The organism is Flavobacterium lindanitolerans, assembly GCF_002846575.1.
Lineage (GTDB): Bacteria > Bacteroidota > Bacteroidia > Flavobacteriales > Flavobacteriaceae > Flavobacterium > Flavobacterium lindanitolerans.
The window spans coordinates 442,101-460,239 of record NZ_PJND01000007.1 but is presented as its reverse complement, the minus strand read 5'-3'; the positions used below and the strand labels follow the sequence as shown (position 1 = coordinate 460,239).

17 protein-coding genes are annotated in these 18,139 nt (G+C 38.4%); 5 read left to right on the top strand and 12 right to left on the bottom strand.

The window, feature by feature from the left end:
* Nucleotides 1-6: 6 nt before the first annotated feature.
* Together B0G92_RS01990 and B0G92_RS01985 are read right to left on the bottom strand one after the other, a co-directional pair.
* Nucleotides 7-372: a hypothetical protein gene (locus B0G92_RS01990; RefSeq protein ID WP_101470916.1), complete on the bottom strand. Its 366-nt coding sequence runs from the start codon at nt 370-372 to the stop codon at nt 7-9.
* A gap of 122 nt (nt 373-494) precedes the next feature.
* Nucleotides 495-2,021: a bifunctional GNAT family N-acetyltransferase/carbon-nitrogen hydrolase family protein gene (locus B0G92_RS01985; protein ID WP_056067340.1), complete on the bottom strand. Its 1,527-nt coding sequence runs from the start codon at nt 2,019-2,021 to the stop codon at nt 495-497.
* Nucleotides 2,022-2,207: 186 nt separating this feature from the next.
* On the opposite strand from B0G92_RS01985, the gene B0G92_RS01980 reads away from it, so the two are divergent.
* Entirely contained in the window at nt 2,208-2,540 is a 333-nt protein-coding gene (locus B0G92_RS01980; protein WP_101470915.1) for a single-stranded DNA-binding protein, read from the top strand.
* Nucleotides 2,541-2,661: 121 nt separating this feature from the next.
* Here the strand turns inward: B0G92_RS01980 and B0G92_RS01975 are convergent, their stop codons facing one another.
* From B0G92_RS01975 to metG, 5 genes are all read right to left on the bottom strand, one after another.
* Nucleotides 2,662-3,564 (bottom strand): histone deacetylase family protein, encoded by a 903-nt coding sequence (locus B0G92_RS01975; protein ID WP_101470914.1) that lies wholly within the window; start codon nt 3,562-3,564, stop codon nt 2,662-2,664.
* 9 nt (nt 3,565-3,573) lie between these two features.
* On the bottom strand, nt 3,574-4,977 hold the full coding sequence (locus B0G92_RS01970; RefSeq protein WP_101470913.1) for a hypothetical protein: 1,404 nt from the start codon (nt 4,975-4,977) through the stop codon (nt 3,574-3,576).
* Nucleotides 4,978-5,022: 45 nt separating this feature from the next.
* Entirely contained in the window at nt 5,023-5,652 is a 630-nt protein-coding gene (locus B0G92_RS01965) for a chloramphenicol acetyltransferase (protein ID WP_101470912.1), read from the bottom strand.
* A 33-nt stretch (nt 5,653-5,685) separates the two neighbouring features.
* On the bottom strand, nt 5,686-6,372 hold the full coding sequence (locus tag B0G92_RS01960; protein WP_101470911.1) for an HAD family hydrolase: 687 nt from the start codon (nt 6,370-6,372) through the stop codon (nt 5,686-5,688).
* Nucleotides 6,373-6,448: 76 nt separating this feature from the next.
* Nucleotides 6,449-8,506, bottom strand: a complete 2,058-nt coding sequence (metG, locus tag B0G92_RS01955; RefSeq protein WP_101470910.1) for a methionine--tRNA ligase — start codon at nt 8,504-8,506, stop codon at nt 6,449-6,451.
* 242 nt (nt 8,507-8,748) lie between these two features.
* Here metG and B0G92_RS01950 point away from each other — a divergent pair, with 242 nt between their 5' ends.
* The 3 genes from B0G92_RS01950 to B0G92_RS01940 all read left to right on the top strand — a co-directional run bounded on the left by B0G92_RS01950 (nt 8,749) and on the right by B0G92_RS01940 (nt 10,735).
* Nucleotides 8,749-9,639 carry a S66 peptidase family protein gene (locus B0G92_RS01950; protein ID WP_235498560.1) on the top strand — a complete coding sequence of 297 codons (891 nt, stop codon included), beginning with the start codon at nt 8,749-8,751 and terminating at the stop codon, nt 9,637-9,639.
* Between the two features lie 7 nt (nt 9,640-9,646).
* Nucleotides 9,647-10,006: a YraN family protein gene (locus B0G92_RS01945; RefSeq protein ID WP_056067353.1), complete on the top strand. Its 360-nt coding sequence runs from the start codon at nt 9,647-9,649 to the stop codon at nt 10,004-10,006.
* Nucleotides 10,007-10,075: 69 nt separating this feature from the next.
* Nucleotides 10,076-10,735 (top strand): aspartate kinase, encoded by a 660-nt coding sequence (locus B0G92_RS01940; RefSeq protein ID WP_056067355.1) that lies wholly within the window; start codon nt 10,076-10,078, stop codon nt 10,733-10,735.
* 38 nt (nt 10,736-10,773) lie between these two features.
* Here the strand turns inward: B0G92_RS01940 and mfd are convergent, their stop codons facing one another.
* Nucleotides 10,774-14,073 (bottom strand): transcription-repair coupling factor, encoded by a 3,300-nt coding sequence (gene mfd, locus B0G92_RS01935; protein WP_369814294.1) that lies wholly within the window; start codon nt 14,071-14,073, stop codon nt 10,774-10,776.
* A gap of 57 nt (nt 14,074-14,130) precedes the next feature.
* Complete coding sequence (locus B0G92_RS01930; RefSeq protein ID WP_180326392.1) at nt 14,131-14,790, bottom strand: hypothetical protein; 660 nt, start codon at nt 14,788-14,790, stop codon at nt 14,131-14,133.
* Between the two features lie 271 nt (nt 14,791-15,061).
* Between B0G92_RS01930 and B0G92_RS01925 the strand changes: the two genes are divergently transcribed.
* Nucleotides 15,062-16,009 carry an L-threonine 3-dehydrogenase gene (locus B0G92_RS01925; protein ID WP_101470909.1) on the top strand — a complete coding sequence of 316 codons (948 nt, stop codon included), beginning with the start codon at nt 15,062-15,064 and terminating at the stop codon, nt 16,007-16,009.
* 42 nt (nt 16,010-16,051) lie between these two features.
* Here B0G92_RS01925 and B0G92_RS01920 read toward each other — a convergent pair whose 3' ends face one another.
* The 3 genes from B0G92_RS01920 to B0G92_RS01910 form a co-directional block, all read right to left on the bottom strand.
* Nucleotides 16,052-16,561 (bottom strand): nuclear transport factor 2 family protein, encoded by a 510-nt coding sequence (locus tag B0G92_RS01920; protein WP_056067364.1) that lies wholly within the window; start codon nt 16,559-16,561, stop codon nt 16,052-16,054.
* Nucleotides 16,562-16,601: 40 nt separating this feature from the next.
* Nucleotides 16,602-17,051 (bottom strand): very short patch repair endonuclease, encoded by a 450-nt coding sequence (locus B0G92_RS01915; RefSeq protein WP_056067366.1) that lies wholly within the window; start codon nt 17,049-17,051, stop codon nt 16,602-16,604.
* 142 nt (nt 17,052-17,193) lie between these two features.
* A complete protein-coding gene (locus B0G92_RS01910; RefSeq protein WP_056067368.1) occupies nt 17,194-18,138 on the bottom strand; it encodes a PorP/SprF family type IX secretion system membrane protein in 945 nt (314 codons plus the stop codon).
* Between the last annotated feature and the right edge of the window lies 1 nt (nt 18,139).

Genomic DNA, 18,139 nt, shown 5'->3' with positions numbered 1-18,139 from the left:
TTGAGATTATTTAGGTGGTGTTAAATATTCTTTCTTTACTACTATAAAGGAATCATCCTCTATAGGCAAATAGGCCTGGTCATACAGGAAATAGTAGGTATTTCCGTTTTCTGTTGGCAGCGTACTGGTATAAAATTCAAAGTCAAAACCTTTAGTGAGCAATCTTGACCTGGAAACCTGTATTTTGCCATCAGAATTTATCCCCGATAAAATTCTGTAATTTTTGCGTAACTTGTTGTTAATGTTCCGCATTAAATTATTTGAATCTTTATTTATTTTGTTATTATAAGCGTTCCTGCATCCATCACCGCAGAATTTTTTGTCTTCCCGACCCGTAATCCTCTCCTTACATTCTAAACATGATTTTGGCATATATTGTTCTTTTTTGGTGTAAATATTAATTAAATGGCATATAAGCTTATAACTTTTATGGTTAAAACTTTTTACGGAAGCTAACTACATCTTTTTCTTACACAAACATCAGAAATTTTTTTCTATTTCAGCTTTTTAATTTTATATAAATCATCGCGCCTGTCTTTTAATATTCTGACACTTCCCTGTTCATGGAGTTTTTTCAGCAAGTCAAGGTCGACATCGGCAATGAGTGTCATTTCTGTATTGGGAGTAGCTTCAGCCTTGATTCCGTTAGAAGGAAAGGCAAAATCAGAAGGAGTGAAGACGGCTGCCTGTGCATATTGGATGTCCATGTTGTTTACCTTCGGAAGATTGCCTACACATCCGGCTATGGCCACATAACATTCATTTTCGATAGCTCTGGCCTGGGCGCAAAATTTTACGCGGGTATAAGCGTTTTGCGTGTCGGTAAGAAAAGGAACAAAAAGAATTTCCATTCCTTCATCTGCCATTAATCGTGATAACTCAGGAAATTCTACATCATAACAAATCATGATGCCGATTTTACCACAGTCTGTATCAAAAGTCCTGATTTCAGACCCACCTTTCATTCCCCAATATTGAACTTCGTTAGGAGTGATATGTATTTTGGTATACATTTCATAAGTTCCGTCCCTTTTGCATAAGAATCCTACATTATAAAGATTTCCATCTTCAGTGTAAGGCATGCTGCCGGTAATGATATTGATGTTGTATGAAATGGCAAATTCCTGGAATTTCTTGCGAATCGGTTCGCAGAAATGGGAAATTTCCCTGATGGCATCGGCTTCAGAAAGATGGTTATAATCAGCCATCAAAGGAGCAATGAACAATTCTGGAAACAACACAAAATCACTACTGTAACCCGAAACAACATCGATGAAAAATTCCGACTGTTCAAAAAGGGCTTCCAGATTAGCAAGAGGGCGCATCTGCCATTGTACGAGTCCGAGCCTGATGACGCTTTTTTTGACATTAATAAGCTTAGGACTTTTTTCGTAATATATATTGTTCCATTCCAGCAGTACGGCATACTCCTGAGAACTGATATCGCCTTCAAGATAGTTTTTCATGATTTTCAATACATGGAAATCATTGCTTAACTGAAACGAAAGTACCGGGTCATACAATTCACTTAGCCTTACCTTGTCAATATATTCTTTCGGGGTCATTTCTTCCGAATATTGAGAATATTTTGGAATCCTTCCGGCAAATATTATCGATTTCAGGTTTAAGGTTTCGCACAATTCTTTTCGGGCATCATAGAGTCTCCTTCCTAACCGTAGGCCACGGTATTCAGGGTCGATAAAGACATCAATACCATACAATACTTCTCCATCCGGGTCATGTGTGGAGAAAGAAAAATTTCCTGTGATTTTTTGGTATGTATGGTTGGAACTGGCTTTTTTGTAATTCACGAGAATGGAAAGAGCAGAGCCAACCACCTTGTCATCAACGAGAATGACGAGTTGTCCTTCCGGAAAAACCGAAAGCAATTTTTCTATTTCTTTTTCCTCCCAGTAGGGTTCGTCAAATTCATCATAAGCATGCAACATGGAAGTCTTGAGCTGCTTATAATCTTCTATCTGTAAGTTTCGTAATTCGACTTTATTAATTTCTGCCTGCATAAAAAAAAATCATTTTCCGAAAGTTACGGCATTTTTTTCGGTTTACAAGCGGTTACAAACGTTTACAATCGAAAGTAAACGAATACTTACCGAATAAATTAAACAAAACGTTACATATTTGTGATATTAGTTAAACGTACGATTTGATTTAATTTTGAAATAATTTAAACTTTAAAACGAAACGCCATGAACACATTAAGAAACAGAGTACAGCTTATAGGGCATACCGGAAAGGACCCGGACATTAAGAATTTTGACGGTGGGAAAAAACTGGCTTCCGTTACTATTGCTACCAATGAAGTTTATACTAATGACAAAGGTGAAAAAGTTACAGATACGCAATGGCATTCTATAGCAGCCTGGGGAAAAACAGCGGAGATTATAGAAAAGTATGTCACAAAGGGTGACCAGATAGCCATTGAGGGAAAGTTAGTCCATAGAAGTTATGATGACAAAAACGGCGAAAAAAAATACATCTCGGAAATTGTGGTTAATGAGATTATATTGTTGGGTAAATAATTCTTTTGAAATTTTTTAAGATGTCGCAAATGTCCAGTTAGATTGTACCATAAAGCAGAAACATTTAAGCGCCATCCAGATTAATTCCCCTCCAAACCATCTCAATGTTGAGATGGTTTTTTTATGAAAAGATATTCTTAGCTGTTCGATAGGTATTTGTATGCGCTTCAATAATAGTTTTTATTTCCGGTGAATAGCCTCCGCCCATACTGCATTGGACAGGAATTTCAAACTTGCGGCAAAGAGACAATACGATTTCATCTCTTTTTTTACATCCGTTTATTGAACAGCCCAATTTTCCGAGTTTATCAGAATCCAGTATGTCTACTCCGCTAAGATAAAAGATAAAATCAGGTTTTTCATGCTCGATTAATTTGGGAACCGTATCATTTATAATCTTAAGATATTCCTCATCTCCGGTTTTATCCGGCAGTGCAATATCAAGATCAGAGGTTTCCTTTTTGAACGGATAATTCGATTTTCCATGGACAGAAAAAGTAAAAACATTAGAATTGTTCTGAAATATCTCCGCTGTTCCGTTGCCCTGGTGGACATCCAAATCAATAATAAGAATTTTTGATGCTAGTTTTTTGTCAAGAAGGTATTGTGCGCCAATGGCCTGGTCGTTCAGCAGGCAAAAGGCCTCGCCACGATTCGAGTAGGCATGGTGAGTGCCTCCTGCTATGTTAAAGGCTATGCCATATTGCAATGCCTTTTCACAGCCCAGTATTGTGCCTTGCGCAATGCGGAGTTCGCGTTCAACCAATTCAGCAGAAAGCGGAAACCCTATTTTACGCGCGGCTCTTGCGTCTAAAGTCAGATTAACCAGCTCGTCAACATATGCTTTATCATGAACTGCCAGGATGTGTTGCAGGTCTGGGATTCCCGGTTTGAAAAAATCGCTTTCGGAAACAATTCCCTCATGGAGCAATTGTTGCGGAAGCAGTTCGTACTTCAACATCGGAAAACGATGTCCTTCCGGCAGAGGATGTTTGTATATGGGATGAAAAGCAATGGGAAGCATCAAACGGGATTACTCATTAAAATCTTCAAATTTCCGCATTGCATATTCTTTCTTTTTAGAATCATAATACCCCATGATAAAATAATCCTTATATGGGAAAACGGAAACAAGAGAAGCATTGTTTTCGTGCAGGAATTGTGATATGTAATCTACAGCCAATCCTTGCTGCGGGCCTTTTTTATGTTCAAATTTATCATCAAAAAGACTTTCAAAATAAATAGTTTGCATATTTTGGCTGTCAAATATATCCTCTGGAACATAATAGCTTCCGGAAATAGCCATCGCTACACCTGCTGTTATTCCCAGTAAGATTCCGCCACCTGAACTTACGTCTCTTATACCGCCAGCTGTCACCATCAAGGAAGCAGGAGTTTTATATACGGTAATTCCTAAAGAGGAATTGCTTAATTTATTGAAGAATTTTTTGGTGTTTTTTAATTCCTGTCCTCTTTCATTTCCGGTTTGGGAATAGAGAGGAGAATTTCTAAACGAAATAGAATCTTTGGAACCGGCAGTATATCTTTTTAATTCTTCTCCGGTTGCTATATCAACTGCAGCTATTGCCAATTCTTCTCCATTGGCCCTGATTTGGTATAATTTATTGTCGTGGAAATAAGAGTTGGACTGGCCGCCACTTCCCTTTAATGTGAGTGATGGAATTGTTTTTTCATTTACAGCAAAAGTAGTAAGGTCGATGTTAAAAAGCTGTGTCCTACTTGATGAATCAATAGTAAGCATCATTTGTTTCCCGGTAATATAAAATTTTATTTTGGGAACACTCTGGAAAAGTGGATTTGAAGAACGGGTGTCGATTTTCTCAATCCCATTCTCTTTGATTAGACTGGAAAAAGTCGACGATTTTCCTTTTTCGTCCATGAATTTGTAAGAAGAAAAATCAATGATTTTTTCATCTAACTGCCCTTTATTAAAGCAGTAAAATTTCAGCTTATCTTCTTTTTGGGGCAACGACAGGATGTAGAATGAATTGTTTTCGCTAAAGACGGAAATGATACTTTCATTTTTGAGAGAAAGCTGGTGGGAAGCTGTTACTGATGTCCTGTTGTTGAAATCAAAATAGTGTGACTGGATTTTCGTATAATCATCAGAAGACCAATACAGGTAAGGATTTCCGTTATCTTCAAAACTAAATCCTGCCATAGCGGTATAGTTTTTATCAGGACGATTTACAGATAGACTGTCTTTGAAAAACAAGGCATTGTTGTATTTCAATACTTTTAATTTTTCTTTATCTGAGGCAAATACAAAAACCTGATTTTGGTCATTGACGGTATTAACTATCTGATGATAGCTTGTTGCCTTTTTTAGTTCCAAAGGATGTGAGGCAAGCAATGTCTGGCCGAAAGAAAGATTGACGCAGCAAAGAGTAAAAAGCGAAAGGAATATTTTTTTCATAAGCTGTTGTTTTTTAGTTTCTTTCTGCTCAAAAATAATACCAGTTTAAGAATCCATTACTTCCTGGAATTTATTGAAAAATTCCCCGACATGCAACCCGTCCATTAATCCGTGGTGAACGTGGACGGAAACGGCCATGGTTCTTTTCCCATTGTCTTGTACAACCATCTTTCCGATAGAAATTTTAGGACAGCTATCCGGAAATGAAAAACTACGGGCATGTGACAGGGAAGTGAAATCTACCCAGGGAATAGCAGAAAAATGAATCAGGTTGTCTACTTCGAAGCTTCTTGTAAACAGACCCGGCGTATTCCTGACTCTTTCGATTTCTTCTTTGGCTTTAGCTTCAAAAAGTTCATAATCAGGAAAAAATTCGACTAATGAAAAACCGAAGGTATTGTCATCTCTAGTTAAAGTAGGCGAAGCATCAATTTTGTCATAGCGGTATACTTCTCCTTCCGAAATTCTGTAATGGAAATTCTCAACGGCATTGACCGCTGCCAATGTTTTGTGCAGGTAGTATAAAAAGAAAGAAGTGCCTTTTTTCTTGGCGGTTTCGTATGCTTTAGTACAGTCTATAGTGGCAGTTATACCAAAAAAAGGTTCTTCAAATTTGCTAAAGAATTCAAAGTGTTCTTTTCTTGGCCAGTTGTTTAGGTCTAATTTGGTTTTCATTATGTTTTCAGCACAGGTGCTGTTGTATTTTAATTATAGCAAAATAGGCAGAACCTCGGTAATCTTGTCCAAAGCCTTGAAATTTTTGTGTTCTACTTTGTGGTCTATTTTTTCATGTGCCCAGGTCGTATGGAAAGGGATATGTACGGCATGTCCTCCTATTCCCAATACAGGTAATACGTCTGATTTTAAGGAATTCCCAATCATGAAAAATTCCTGGGGTTTTATTTCCAATCGGTTCAGCAGGTCGTGATAATCTTTTTCCTGTTTGTCTGACATAACTTCAATATGGTGGAAATAATGTCCCAGTCCTGAATTATGCAATTTACGACGTTGGTCAAGCAAATCACCTTTTGTGGCAACAACCAGTTTGTATTTTCCGTGCAGGGCTTGTAATGTTTCTTCAACTCCATCAAGCAGTTCTATAGGTTTTTGAAGCAATTCTTTGCCGTATTCAATGATTTTTTCAATGACATCAACGCTGATGGTCTTGTTTGAAATTTTCATGGCAGCTTCAATCATGGAAAGGATATATCCTTTGATTCCATAACCATATAAGGAAAGATTCTGGATTTCTACCCGAAACAATTCCTGGGATAATCCCTGATGGGATAGATAGTCCTGCATCAAGGCGCAGAACTTTTCTTCTGTTTCCTGAAAATAAGGCTCGTTTACAAATAGGGTGTCGTCTGCGTCGAAAGCAATTACTTTTATATTCATTTTTTAGTAATCCTTTTCTACGACCCTGGCAGGGTTTAAAACCCTGCCAGGGTCGTAGAAAAAAAGTTGAAGTTTATTAATTTATAGTTTCCCCGTTACCGGCTTCAGCATCCGGATTTACAAAAACGAGTTTTCCTTCTGGATTTGTCGTCATCAGAATCATTCCTTGGCTTTCAACGCCACGAAGATTTCTTGGAGCCAGATTGGCCAAAACGGTAACTTTTTTTCCAATAATCTCTTCTGGTGTAAAGCTTTCTGCTATACCCGAAACAATAGTTCTGATATCGATTCCCGTGTCTATTTTGAGGACAAGAAGTTTATTTGCCTTAGGCATTTTTTCTGCTTCAAGAATGGTTCCGACACGCAGGTCCATTTTTGCAAAATCCTCATATTGAATCAGGTCTTTTTGAGGTTCTGCTTTTTTGTTTTCTGCCTTGTTGGCTGTTTTTGTAGCTTCCAATTTATCTACCTGTTTTTGTATTTCTTCGTCTTCGATTTTTGCAAAAAGCAATTCGGCTTCACCAATTTTATGTCCTGCAGAAATCAGGTCTGAATTTTCAGAAATGTCATTCCATGAGAGCTTGTTTTCTGTCTTTAAAATTCGGGCCAGTTTTTGGGCTGTGAAAGGTAGGAAAGGTTCTGCTAATACACTCAGTGCGCCTGCAATCTGCAAGGCAACATACATTTGGGTCTTTACTCTTTCCGGATTGTCTTTGATGACTTTCCATGGCTCTTCGTCAGCCAGATATTTGTTTCCAAGACGGGCAACATTCATCAGTTCTCCTAATGCTTCTCTGAAACGGTAACGTTCCACAGAACTTGCAATTACTGCCGGATAGGCTTTTAGTTCTGTCAAGGTAGCCTCATCTATTTCTGAAAACTCATTTGGCTGAGGTACGATTCCATCATAATATTTGTTGGTTAGTACTACAACACGATTGATGAAGTTTCCAAAAATGGCAACTAATTCATTATTGTTTCTTGCCTGAAAATCTTTCCAGGTAAAGTCGTTATCTTTTGTTTCAGGAGCATTAGATGTCAGTGCATAACGCAATACATCCTGTTTTTCAGGAAAATCTTCCAGGTATTCATGTAACCAGACAGCCCAGTTTTTCGATGTCGAAAGTTTGTTTCCTTCCAGATTCAGGAATTCGTTTGCCGGAACATTATCCGGAAGTATATAGCTTCCTTCGGCTTTTAGCATGGCAGGGAAAATCACGCAATGGAATACGATATTGTCTTTTCCAATAAAATGTACCAGTTTCGTGTCATCAGATTTCCAATACGGTTCCCAGTCTTTTCCTTCACGCTGTGCCCATTCTTTTGTAGAAGAGATATAGCCAATAGGAGCATCAAACCATACATACAAAACCTTACCTTCTGCACCTTCAACCGGAACCGGGATCCCCCAGTCTAAGTCTCTGGTAACAGCACGGGGTTTTAATCCATCTTCCAGCCACGATTTAACCTGGCCATAAACGTTAGGTTTCCAGTCGTTTTTATGGCCTACTAAAATCCATTCTCTCAAGAAAGAATCATATCGGTCTAAAGGCAGGAACCAGTGTTTTGTCGATTTTAATATTGGTGTTTCTCCTGTGATTGTCGACTTGGGATTGATGAGGTCTGTAGCGTTTAGTGACGAACCACATCTTTCGCATTGGTCGCCATAAGCTTCTTCGTTGCCACATTTTGGACAGGTTCCTATAACAAAACGGTCTGCCAAAAACTGATTGGCTTTGGCATCATACAGTTGTTCTGTTACTTCTTCAATAAAATCGCCTTTGTCATATAAAGTCCTGAAAAACTGAGAAGCTGTATCATGATGGATTTTCGCCGATGTTCTGGAATAGTTGTCAAAAGAAATCCCGAAATCTTCAAAAGATTTCTTGATCAGCGTATGATATTTGTCGATTACTTCCTGTGGTGTAATTCCTTCTTTTTTTGCTTTCATTGAAATAGCAACTCCGTGTTCATCGCTTCCGCAAATAAAAGCAACATCGCGACCTTGCAGACGCAGGAAACGGGCATAGATGTCCGAAGGAACATATACTCCTGCCAGGTGGCCAATGTGTATAGGTCCGTTGGTATAGGGCAAAGCAGCCGTAATCGTATATCTTTTTGGTTCTTGTATCATGGATTTTCTTTAATAAGTATGCAAAAATAATCTATTGGCGTTGAAATACCTAAAATGGCGTTACAAATCTAAGGGATAGGGCGGTAGGTTTCAAGGTGTCTTACTTGCAGATTATCCTGTTTATTTGTTTATTTGTTTAACAGAAACAAGACATTATGCAAAGGCCAAATCGATTTAAGTTACTTTTTACTCTTCTAACATTATTACATTTCTTAACCTTTCATGCACAAAACAAACTTATCATGCCAGAATATTTAAAAAAAGGAGATACGGTGGGGATTTTAGCTACTGCCAGAAAAATTGATTTAGCCACTATTGAACCGGGTATTAAATTGCTGGAAAGCTGGGGACTCAAAGTGGTAATAGGAAAGACGATTGGCAAGGAACAGAATCAATTGGCGGGAGCAGACTGGCAGCGTGCAACCGATTTTCAGGAAATGCTGGATAATCCAACAATCAAAGCCATCTGGGCAGCAAAAGGGGGCTACGGAACCGTGAGAATTGTCGACAGGATTAATTTTACGGAATTCAAGAAAAAACCAAAATGGATTATAGGATTCAGCGATATCACGGTACTGCATAGCCATATCAACAATATGGATATTGGTACGCTGCATGCGATTATGGCCATAAGTGCCAAAACGGCGACTCCTGAAGCCATAGAATCTTTTCGAAAAGCATTGTTTGGTGAAAAGTTGGAATATCATATTCCGGCCCATCCGTTTAATAAAAAAGGAAAAGCGCAGGGCGAACTGGTAGGAGGAAATCTTTCAGTTTTATATAGTATTCAGGGTTCTAAATCTGCGGTTGATATGAAAGGCAAAATCCTTTTTCTGGAAGATTTGGATGAATACCTTTACCATATTGACAGGATGATGATGAACCTGAAAAGAAATGGTTCGCTTGACGGGCTAAAGGGTATCATCATTGGTGGAATGACTTCAATGAATGATAATGATATTCCCTGGGGAAAAGACGCCCTTGAAATTATAGAAGATGTTGTAAAAGACCTTAAAATACCTATTGCTTATAATTTTCCGGCAGGCCATATCAAAGATAATCGTGCTTTGATTTTAGGAAAAACCGTAACATTAGACGTTAATGATAAGGAAACGGTTTTGAAATTTGAATAGGTAGGTCATGGCGGTCCATAATGAACTTGGGAAACAGGGAGAAGCGCTTGCTGTAGAATATCTGCGGAAAGAAGGTTATGAAATTTTAGAAACCAATTGGGTTTTCCAAAAAGCAGAAGTCGATATTATAGCCTTAAAAGGGGATGTGCTTGCCATTGTTGAAGTCAAGACTCGGTCCAGTTTAGAATACGGTTTGCCACAGGAATTTGTAAAGCCTAAAAAAATACAGCTTTTAGTAAAAGCGGTTAATGAGTACGTTATTGTTAAAAATTTAGATGTCAACGTTCGCTTTGATATCATTTCAATTCATAAAAATGCGGAAAATGTCACAATTAAACATCTGATTGATGCTTTTTTACATTTTTAACGGTTATGGTTTTAACAAATTGTTTTTAAATTGTATGTTTGTAAAACTATTACCACCAATTTACCCATTATGAAAACAATATCGTCTGTTGTAGAGCACTACATCAAGACAAAGCCTTTCCTCTTGAGCGCTTTGTCTCAAGGAATCATAAATCTGACATCATTGTCCAGAAATATGCTTCCTGATTTAAAACAAGAATTAGGAAAAGAGGTAAAACAAGGAGCCGTTGTTATGGCTCTGAAACGTCTTTCAGAAGATTTGGATTTTAGATTAAACCATAAAATCTTAAAAGTTTTGAAAGGCATCGGCGAAATAACGGTACGTTCATCACTTACTGATTTTACTTTTGCTGTTTCTGATAAGATTTTGGACAAACAGGCCAGCCTGATTTCTGAAATCAACACTTATTCGGATATTTTTTACACGTCTTCAAGAGGTGTAAGCGAAACCAATATTGTGGTCAGTGAAAGTGTAAGCCATTTGGTTGACAAACATTTTGTTGGCGAAAAAATGCTTCACAAATGGGAAAATCTGGCATCTATTACTGTCAAACTTCCTAAAGATAACGTTTCAACACCGGGCGTTTATTATTTCATTTTCCAGCGTCTTGCCTGGGAAGGAATCATTGTTAATGAAGTAATTTCAACATCTTATGAATTTACGATTCTTGTGAGCGAAGATGAAGTAGATGTTGCCTTCAAAGTTATCAAGGACCTGAAAAGTCTATAAACAAAAAGCCGTTTAATTAATAAACGGCTTTTTGTTTTTTAAATCATTTCCATTAACTCCAGAGCTTTCCGGACTGACTTGACATTCTCAAAAGTCAGCAGAAGGCGCAGACCGTTTTTGGTTTCTTTTTCTTTCATCTTGCAGAGGTTTCCATTGCGCTGTACAAACTGCAGTACTTTATGGAACTGGTTGGATGTGTAATATTCCGACTGCTGGTCTGAAACAAAATAAGCTACCATTTTGCCCTGTTTCAGAACCAGTTTTTCTATTCCTAAACGGGTGGCAATCCATTTGATTCGGATGCTGTTCAGCAAGGCAACGGCCTGTTTTGGCAAAGTTCCGAATCTGTCGATTAATTTTCTTTCATAAGCTAAAAGTTCTTCCTCATTCTTTACATTGCTTAGTTCGTTGTACAGGTTGAGCCTTTCGGAAACGTTATTGATGTATTCGTCAGGGAATAAGAGTTCGAAATCGGAATCAATCTGGATTTCTTTTACATATTCTTTTTCAGTGCCTTTGTCCTCTTCATATAAATCCTTGAACTCGTTTTCTTTCAGTTCTTCAATGGCCTCGTTCATGATTTTTTGGTAGGTTTCAAAACCAATCTCATTAATGAAACCGCTTTGTTCTCCGCCTAATAAATCTCCCGCTCCTCTGATTTCCAAATCTTTCATGGCAATGTTGAATCCGCTTCCCAATTCGCTGAATTGTTCCAGCGCCTGAATTCTCTTTCGGGCATCGTCTGTCATTGAAGAATAAGGCGGTGTGATAAAATAACAGAATGCTTTTTTATTGCTTCGTCCTACGCGGCCACGCATCTGGTGCAGGTCTGATAATCCGAAATTGTTGGCATTGTTAATGAATATCGTATTGGCATTTGGAACATCAAGTCCGCTTTCAATAATGGTCGTGGCAACCAAAACGTCGAATTCTCCGTTCATAAAAGCAAGCATCAGTTCTTCCAGTTTTTTGCCGTCCATCTGTCCGTGACCTACGCCAACTCTTGCGCCCGGAACCAGACGCTGAATCATTCCGGCAATTTCTTTGATATTTTCAATACGGTTATTGATAAAGAAAACCTGTCCGTTTCTTTGTATTTCATAAGAAATAGCGTCACGGATTAGTTCTTCTCCAAATCGTACTACCTGAGTTTCTATAGGATAACGGTTTGGCGGTGGCGTTGTGATGACTGATAAATCACGGGCGGCCATTAACGAAAACTGTAAGGTTCTTGGAATTGGTGTTGCTGTTAGCGTGAGTGTATCGATATTGGTGCCTATTGTTTTGAGTTTGTCTTTTACGTTAACGCCAAATTTTTGTTCTTCGTCTACGATTAGCAGTCCCAAATCTTTGAATACGACATTTTTATTGACAAGCTGGTGCGTTCCTATGATAATATCCAGTTTGCCCTCAGCCAATTGTTTTAAGGTTTCGGTTTTCTGTTTTGCTGTACGGAAACGGTTCAGGTATCCTACAGAAACAGGCATGTCTTTTAAACGTTCCGAAAAAGTCTTGTAATGTTGGAAAGCCAGAATCGTAGTCGGAACTAAAACGGCAACCTGTTTTCCATTGTCTACAGCCTTGAATGCCGCACGGATAGCAACTTCGGTTTTTCCAAAGCCTACGTCACCGCAAACCAGTCGGTCCATTGGGCGCTCGTTTTCCATATCGGCCTTGACTTCCTGGGTGGCTTTAACCTGGTCCGGAGTGTCTTCATATATAAATGACGACTCCAATTCTGCCTGCAGATAGCTGTCGGGTGCAAATTGAAATCCTTTTTCGAGTCTTCTCTTTGCATATAACTGAATAAGATTGAATGCAATGTGCTTGACTCTGGCCTTGGTTTTCTGCTTTAGAACTTTCCATGCATTGGAACCCAGTTTGTATATTTTTGGCGGTGTCCCGTCCTTTCCGTTAAATTTTGAAATCTTGTGTAAGGAGTGGATACTTACATATACGATGTCGTTATCTGCATAGACCAGTTTGATGGCTTCCTGCGTTTTTCCCTCGACCTGGATTTTCTGCAAACCTCCAAATTTTCCAATTCCATGGTCAATGTGTGTTACATAATCGCCTACAGAAAGTGTATTCAGTTCCTTGAGAGTAATTGTTTGCTTTTTGGAATAGCCGTTTTTGATACTGAATTTATGATAACGTTCAAAAATCTGGTGGTCTGTATAGCAGGCAATCTGATTTTCTTCATCGATGAATCCCTGGTATAATGGAAAAACGATGGTGTGGTATTGTTTCCTTATATTTTCACTATTGGCTTCGTCTAATGATTCGAAAATATCATGGAAGCGTTTTGTTTGCTGCTCATTGGAACAGAAAATAAAGTTTTTATAGCCGTTGAAGTGGTTGTCGTTGAGGTTATTCAGCAATAAATCAAACTGTTTGTTGAAAGACGGCTGCGGAAGTATGTGAAATTCGAAAGTTTTCTGGGTTTTAAAAATAGCCCGCGGACTTATTTCTGCAATGGTAAAATCCAATGCTTTTTTGATAAATGCTTCCTGATTGAGGAATAATTCTTCGGGAGCGATGTGGTTTACTGTTGACTGCATTGAGCCAAAGATTTCCTTTGCTTTCCCATAGAGCTGGTCCAGTTTTGAAAAAAGAAGTTCTGTGTTTTGAATAAAAAGAACGGTCTTTTCGTTGATGTAATTTAAAAAGCTCTCGCGATTTTCCTGAAAAAATTTATTTTCCACATTGGGGATAATCGTGATTTTTTTCTGCTTTTCAATAGATAATTGGGTTTCAACATCAAAGGTTCTTATGCTGTCCACTTCATTGCCAAAAAATTCGATACGAAAAGGGTTTTCATTCGAAAATGAAAATACGTCGAGAATACCTCCACGGACAGAGAATTCACCCGGTTCTGTTATAAAGTCGACGCGCTTAAATTCATATTCAAAGAGTACTTCGTTTATAAAGTCTATAGAAATCTGGTCGCCAACGGCAACTTTGAGGGTGTTTTTGTCTAATTCTTTTCGTGTCACGACCTTTTCAAAAAGGGCTTCTGGATAGGTCACGATAACAGCCGGTTTTTTTCTGGAGTTAATCCTGTTCAGCACTTCAGCACGAAGAAGTACGCTGGCGTTATCTGTTTCTTCAATCTGATAAGGACGACGATAGGAACCCGGATAAAAAAGTACATCTTCTTCACCAACGAGCTGTTCCAGGTCATTAAGGTAATAGGCGGCTTCTTCTTTGTCCTGAAGTATAAGAAGGTAAGGAAGTTCACTTTTTTCGAACAATGAGGCCACAACAAAAGAAAGCGAGGACCCAATAAGGCCCTTAAGCTGAATTTTGTTTTCCCTGACGGCAAGACTTTCAGAAATCTGCCTGACTTTCGGATTACCGGCGTATGTTTTTAGAATATGTGGTTTCAAATTATACTATTGACTTTTTTGTTTTGGGTTTAAGGTTGGAACAATACCTCCTTGTTGTGTAGAATTGCTTGGTTTTGGAAGGTTTCCTGGCTCAGATTGTGGTTTTTGTAATGAATCTTTGGCCAATGAACGAAGCATTTCTGCTTCACCTTCTTCCAGACGGATTTGACTTTTTCTGACAATTTCATCCATTTGGGATTGTAGCGAAGCCAATTCTTCATTGATTTCCGGGATTAGTTTTATGACTTTCTGCTCCTGTATCTGGTTTAGATTTATAAACAAATCAAGTGAGCGCACTTTGGTAATTAGTGTCATTATACGGCTCTTGATTTCAGGTTTGTCAAAAGCGGCCGGAATGTTATTGTTCAGATTCATTGCTTTTTGTGACAAGGTTCTTGCTTTTTGCTGGAAAGCACCAATGGAACTTTTCGGTTTTTGCTGTAGTTCTGTCATAAACAATCGCCATTCGCTCCAGTTTTGAATCATAGTTACAACAGTAGGATTCATTGGTTGCGGATTAAAATTCCATGCTTTGTCAATAGAGGCAAAAATTTGCTCATTTTTCTTGGCGTCTTTTGCATTGGCTTGCAGTCTGGCTGCTTCGTCATCTTTGCAGGAAACTAAAAAGCAAAATAAAACCAACAGGATATAGGAATAGATTTTCATCAGAATAATTTTGAAATGCAAAGTTAGCAAACAATTGTATAAGAAAAAGAGCGCCTATCAGGTCATATTCATAAAACTTCACTAAAATTTCAGTTTTACACAAATGAATAATTGGTAGTGAATGAGGTAATTAGGCGTGCTAAATTATGAAATCCTGATTTTTGCTGAACAATAATCACAAATCTTTTAGATTTGACTCTGAAATCAAACCAATCTAAGCAAAATTTGTTTTTCGAAATCGTTATATTTGTGCGACAAAAAAACAAGTGAGATGCATGCAAAAATCTTAATTATTGGGGCTTGTGGCCAAATTGGAACTGAATTGACAAAAAAGCTTCGAAGCCAGTATGGCAAGGACGCTGTAATCGCATCGGATGTGCGAAAAGGGAGTCCGGAGTTTGTAAATTCCGGTCCGTTTGAAGTGGTCAATGCTTTGGACTTTAACCAGGTTGAAACCGTAATTGAGAAATACCAGATTGAAGATGTTTATCTGATGGCTGCATTACTTTCTGCCACCGCAGAAAAAAATCCCGCTTTTGCCTGGGACCTTAATATGAATTCTCTTTTTCACGTTTTGAATTTGGCGAAAGCCGGAAAAATTAAAAAGATATTCTGGCCGTCGAGTATTGCCGTTTTTGGACCTACAACTCCAAAAGACAATACGCCTCAATATACGGTCATGGAACCTTCTACCGTTTATGGCATCAGTAAGCAGTCTGGTGAAAGATGGTGCGAATATTATCATAACATTTTTGGAGTAGATGTTCGAAGCATCCGTTATCCGGGATTAATCAGCTGGTCAACACCTCCGGGTGGTGGTACCACAGATTATGCCGTTGATATTTATTACAAGGCGTTAAGTGATGGAAAATACGAATGTTTTTTATCTGAAAATACAGAATTGCCAATGATGTATATGGACGATGCGATTCGTGCTACCATGAGTATCATGGATGCGCCGAAAGAAAATATTAAGATTCGTTCTTCCTATAATCTGGCAGGAATCAGTTTTACACCTAAAGAAATTGCGGCCGAAATTAAAAAGCATATTCCTGATTTTTCGATTTCATACGTGCCGGATTTCAGACAAAAAATTGCCGACAGCTGGCCTTCGAGTATTGATGATTCTTATGCAAGAAAGGATTGGGGCTGGAAACATGAATTTGATTTGGAAAGCATGACAAAAGATATGTTGGAACATTTATCAGAAAATGTTTAATCAATAAAAAACCCGTTGAACTCAACGGGTTTTTATTTGTCGTTATTTCTTTTTTAGCGTTTCAATCAGTTTGTCTTCAATTGGTGTTTTAACCTTGATGACTTCATCTATGACATCGTTGGGCACAGTTGTAGACAAGACATAGTGCCGAATCATCCATTTGCCGTTTATTTTTTCCAAAACGCCGGAACCTCTGCATATTTTCATTTGGGTATCGAGAAGTTCGTCAAACCAGGCCAGTTTTCCATCATCACTCAAAAAGATATTCCTTTCCAGGGCTTTGAAATTCCATGCTTTTCCTTTGTCAAAATAGGGTTTGGAGAAAGCTTCAAATTGTTTTTTGTTCCAGTTTTCGGTTGCATCGGTTCCTATAAAAATAGAGTTTTCGGTGAGTTTTCCGAAATACTCATTAAAATCGGCCCGGGCAGCAGCGGCATGCCATTCATCTAAAAGTTTTGTGATTTTTTCTTTCTCTACGGCATCTGCTTTTTTCTTTTGTCCGTATACGGTTACGGTTGCCATCAGGAAGAGGAGAAGTACTGTTTTTTTCATGTGTATTTTTGTTTAAAGATAGGAAAATTGCCCGAAGTCTTTATTGGTGTGGAGTGTCCTGAAAATATATTTTTTTATGGACGTTTTCGATTTCTTTTTCGATAGTCCTCACGGTGGTGTATAGTTTTCGTTTTACGTCTTTACTCCAGAATCGAAGTACCAGCCATCCTTTTGAAGTGAGATATTCATTGACGATTTTGTCACGATTCCTGTTTCTTTCAATTTTGGAAAGCCAGAATTCTTTATTGGTGTCGAGTCGTTGCTGTATACTTTCCCAATCTTTGCCATGGAAAAATTCGCCGTCTACAAAAATGGCAATTCTATATTTTTTAAAAGAAAGGTCAGGGGTTCCAAAAACAGTGCGGTCATGTTTTCTGTATCGGTGTCCGCGACGCCATAGCGCTTTTGCCAAAAGTCGTTCTTCTTTGGTATCCTTGCTTTTGATAGCGCGCATGATTTTGCTTCGCTTCTCTTTTGTGAATATATCCATTCTAAAACTATATGTGGCGCTAGTTTTGAAGGCGTGTACAAGAAATAAATAAGGTAGGTAAGCGCGGTAGGAGAACAGCTAAATTAGTCAAAAAAGAAACGCGGGTCAATTGACCCGCGTCTTTCAGTGTGTTATATATTCCTTAAAAAGTACAAGGACAATTGCTGACTCCCTGGAAAATATCAAGACCAAGCGTAATCATATGCGTTCCGCTGTTATATGCCATCAGCTCGTTGGTAGTGAGCTGGTAGGAATAGGCAAAATAAAAGTTAGATTTTTTTAGTCCGGCCATTGGTCCAATGTTTATGGGTTCCATCATCTGGTCGTTCAGGAAGCGGTAGCTTAATCCTGCCCAATAATAGTCGTCATTATTATCTTTCCAGCGTAACTTTACATTCAGGTCTGTTGAGGAACGTCCGTCACTTTCAAAATATTGTACATAAGCAGACGGCTCTACTTCGAAAGCACTATTTCGGTTTTCTCTAAAAATATAACCGGTATAAAACTGATAATTTCGGAGTTTTCCAGGTTCGTTGATGTTGAACTTGTCCAGGTTTTTATTTAGAATATTGCTGGCGTTGAAGCTGAAATAAAAATCCTGAATACGATACAATACGGATACGTCAAAGTTATGGTTGATGAGAGCCCGGTCGTCTTTTACACCCATATCCGGGACATTGAAATTTTCGATTTCAAGCCGGAACTGGTTCAGGTTGTATGAAATCCCGAAAGACAGGAACTGGTCGTAATATTTATCCAGGATAAGGTGATGGGCAAAAGAAAACTTGCCTCCATACTGCCGTGTATTTCCGTTTTTGTCATTGTAAAGAAACAGCCCGATTCCGGAGTTGTCTGAAATCCTCATATCAGCGGCTAACGATTGCATATCCGGGGCATCTTTGATTCCGACCCATTGTGTGAGGCCATTCATTCGGATTTTCACATTGTCACCTATCCCTGCATAAGATGGCGAAATAACAAATGGGTTATCTGCCAGGTATTGGGTGAAGGTTGGTATCGACAGTTCTTGAGAATGTACTGTATGTATTGTCAAGAAAATCAACAGAAAGTGGTATATTTTTTTCATT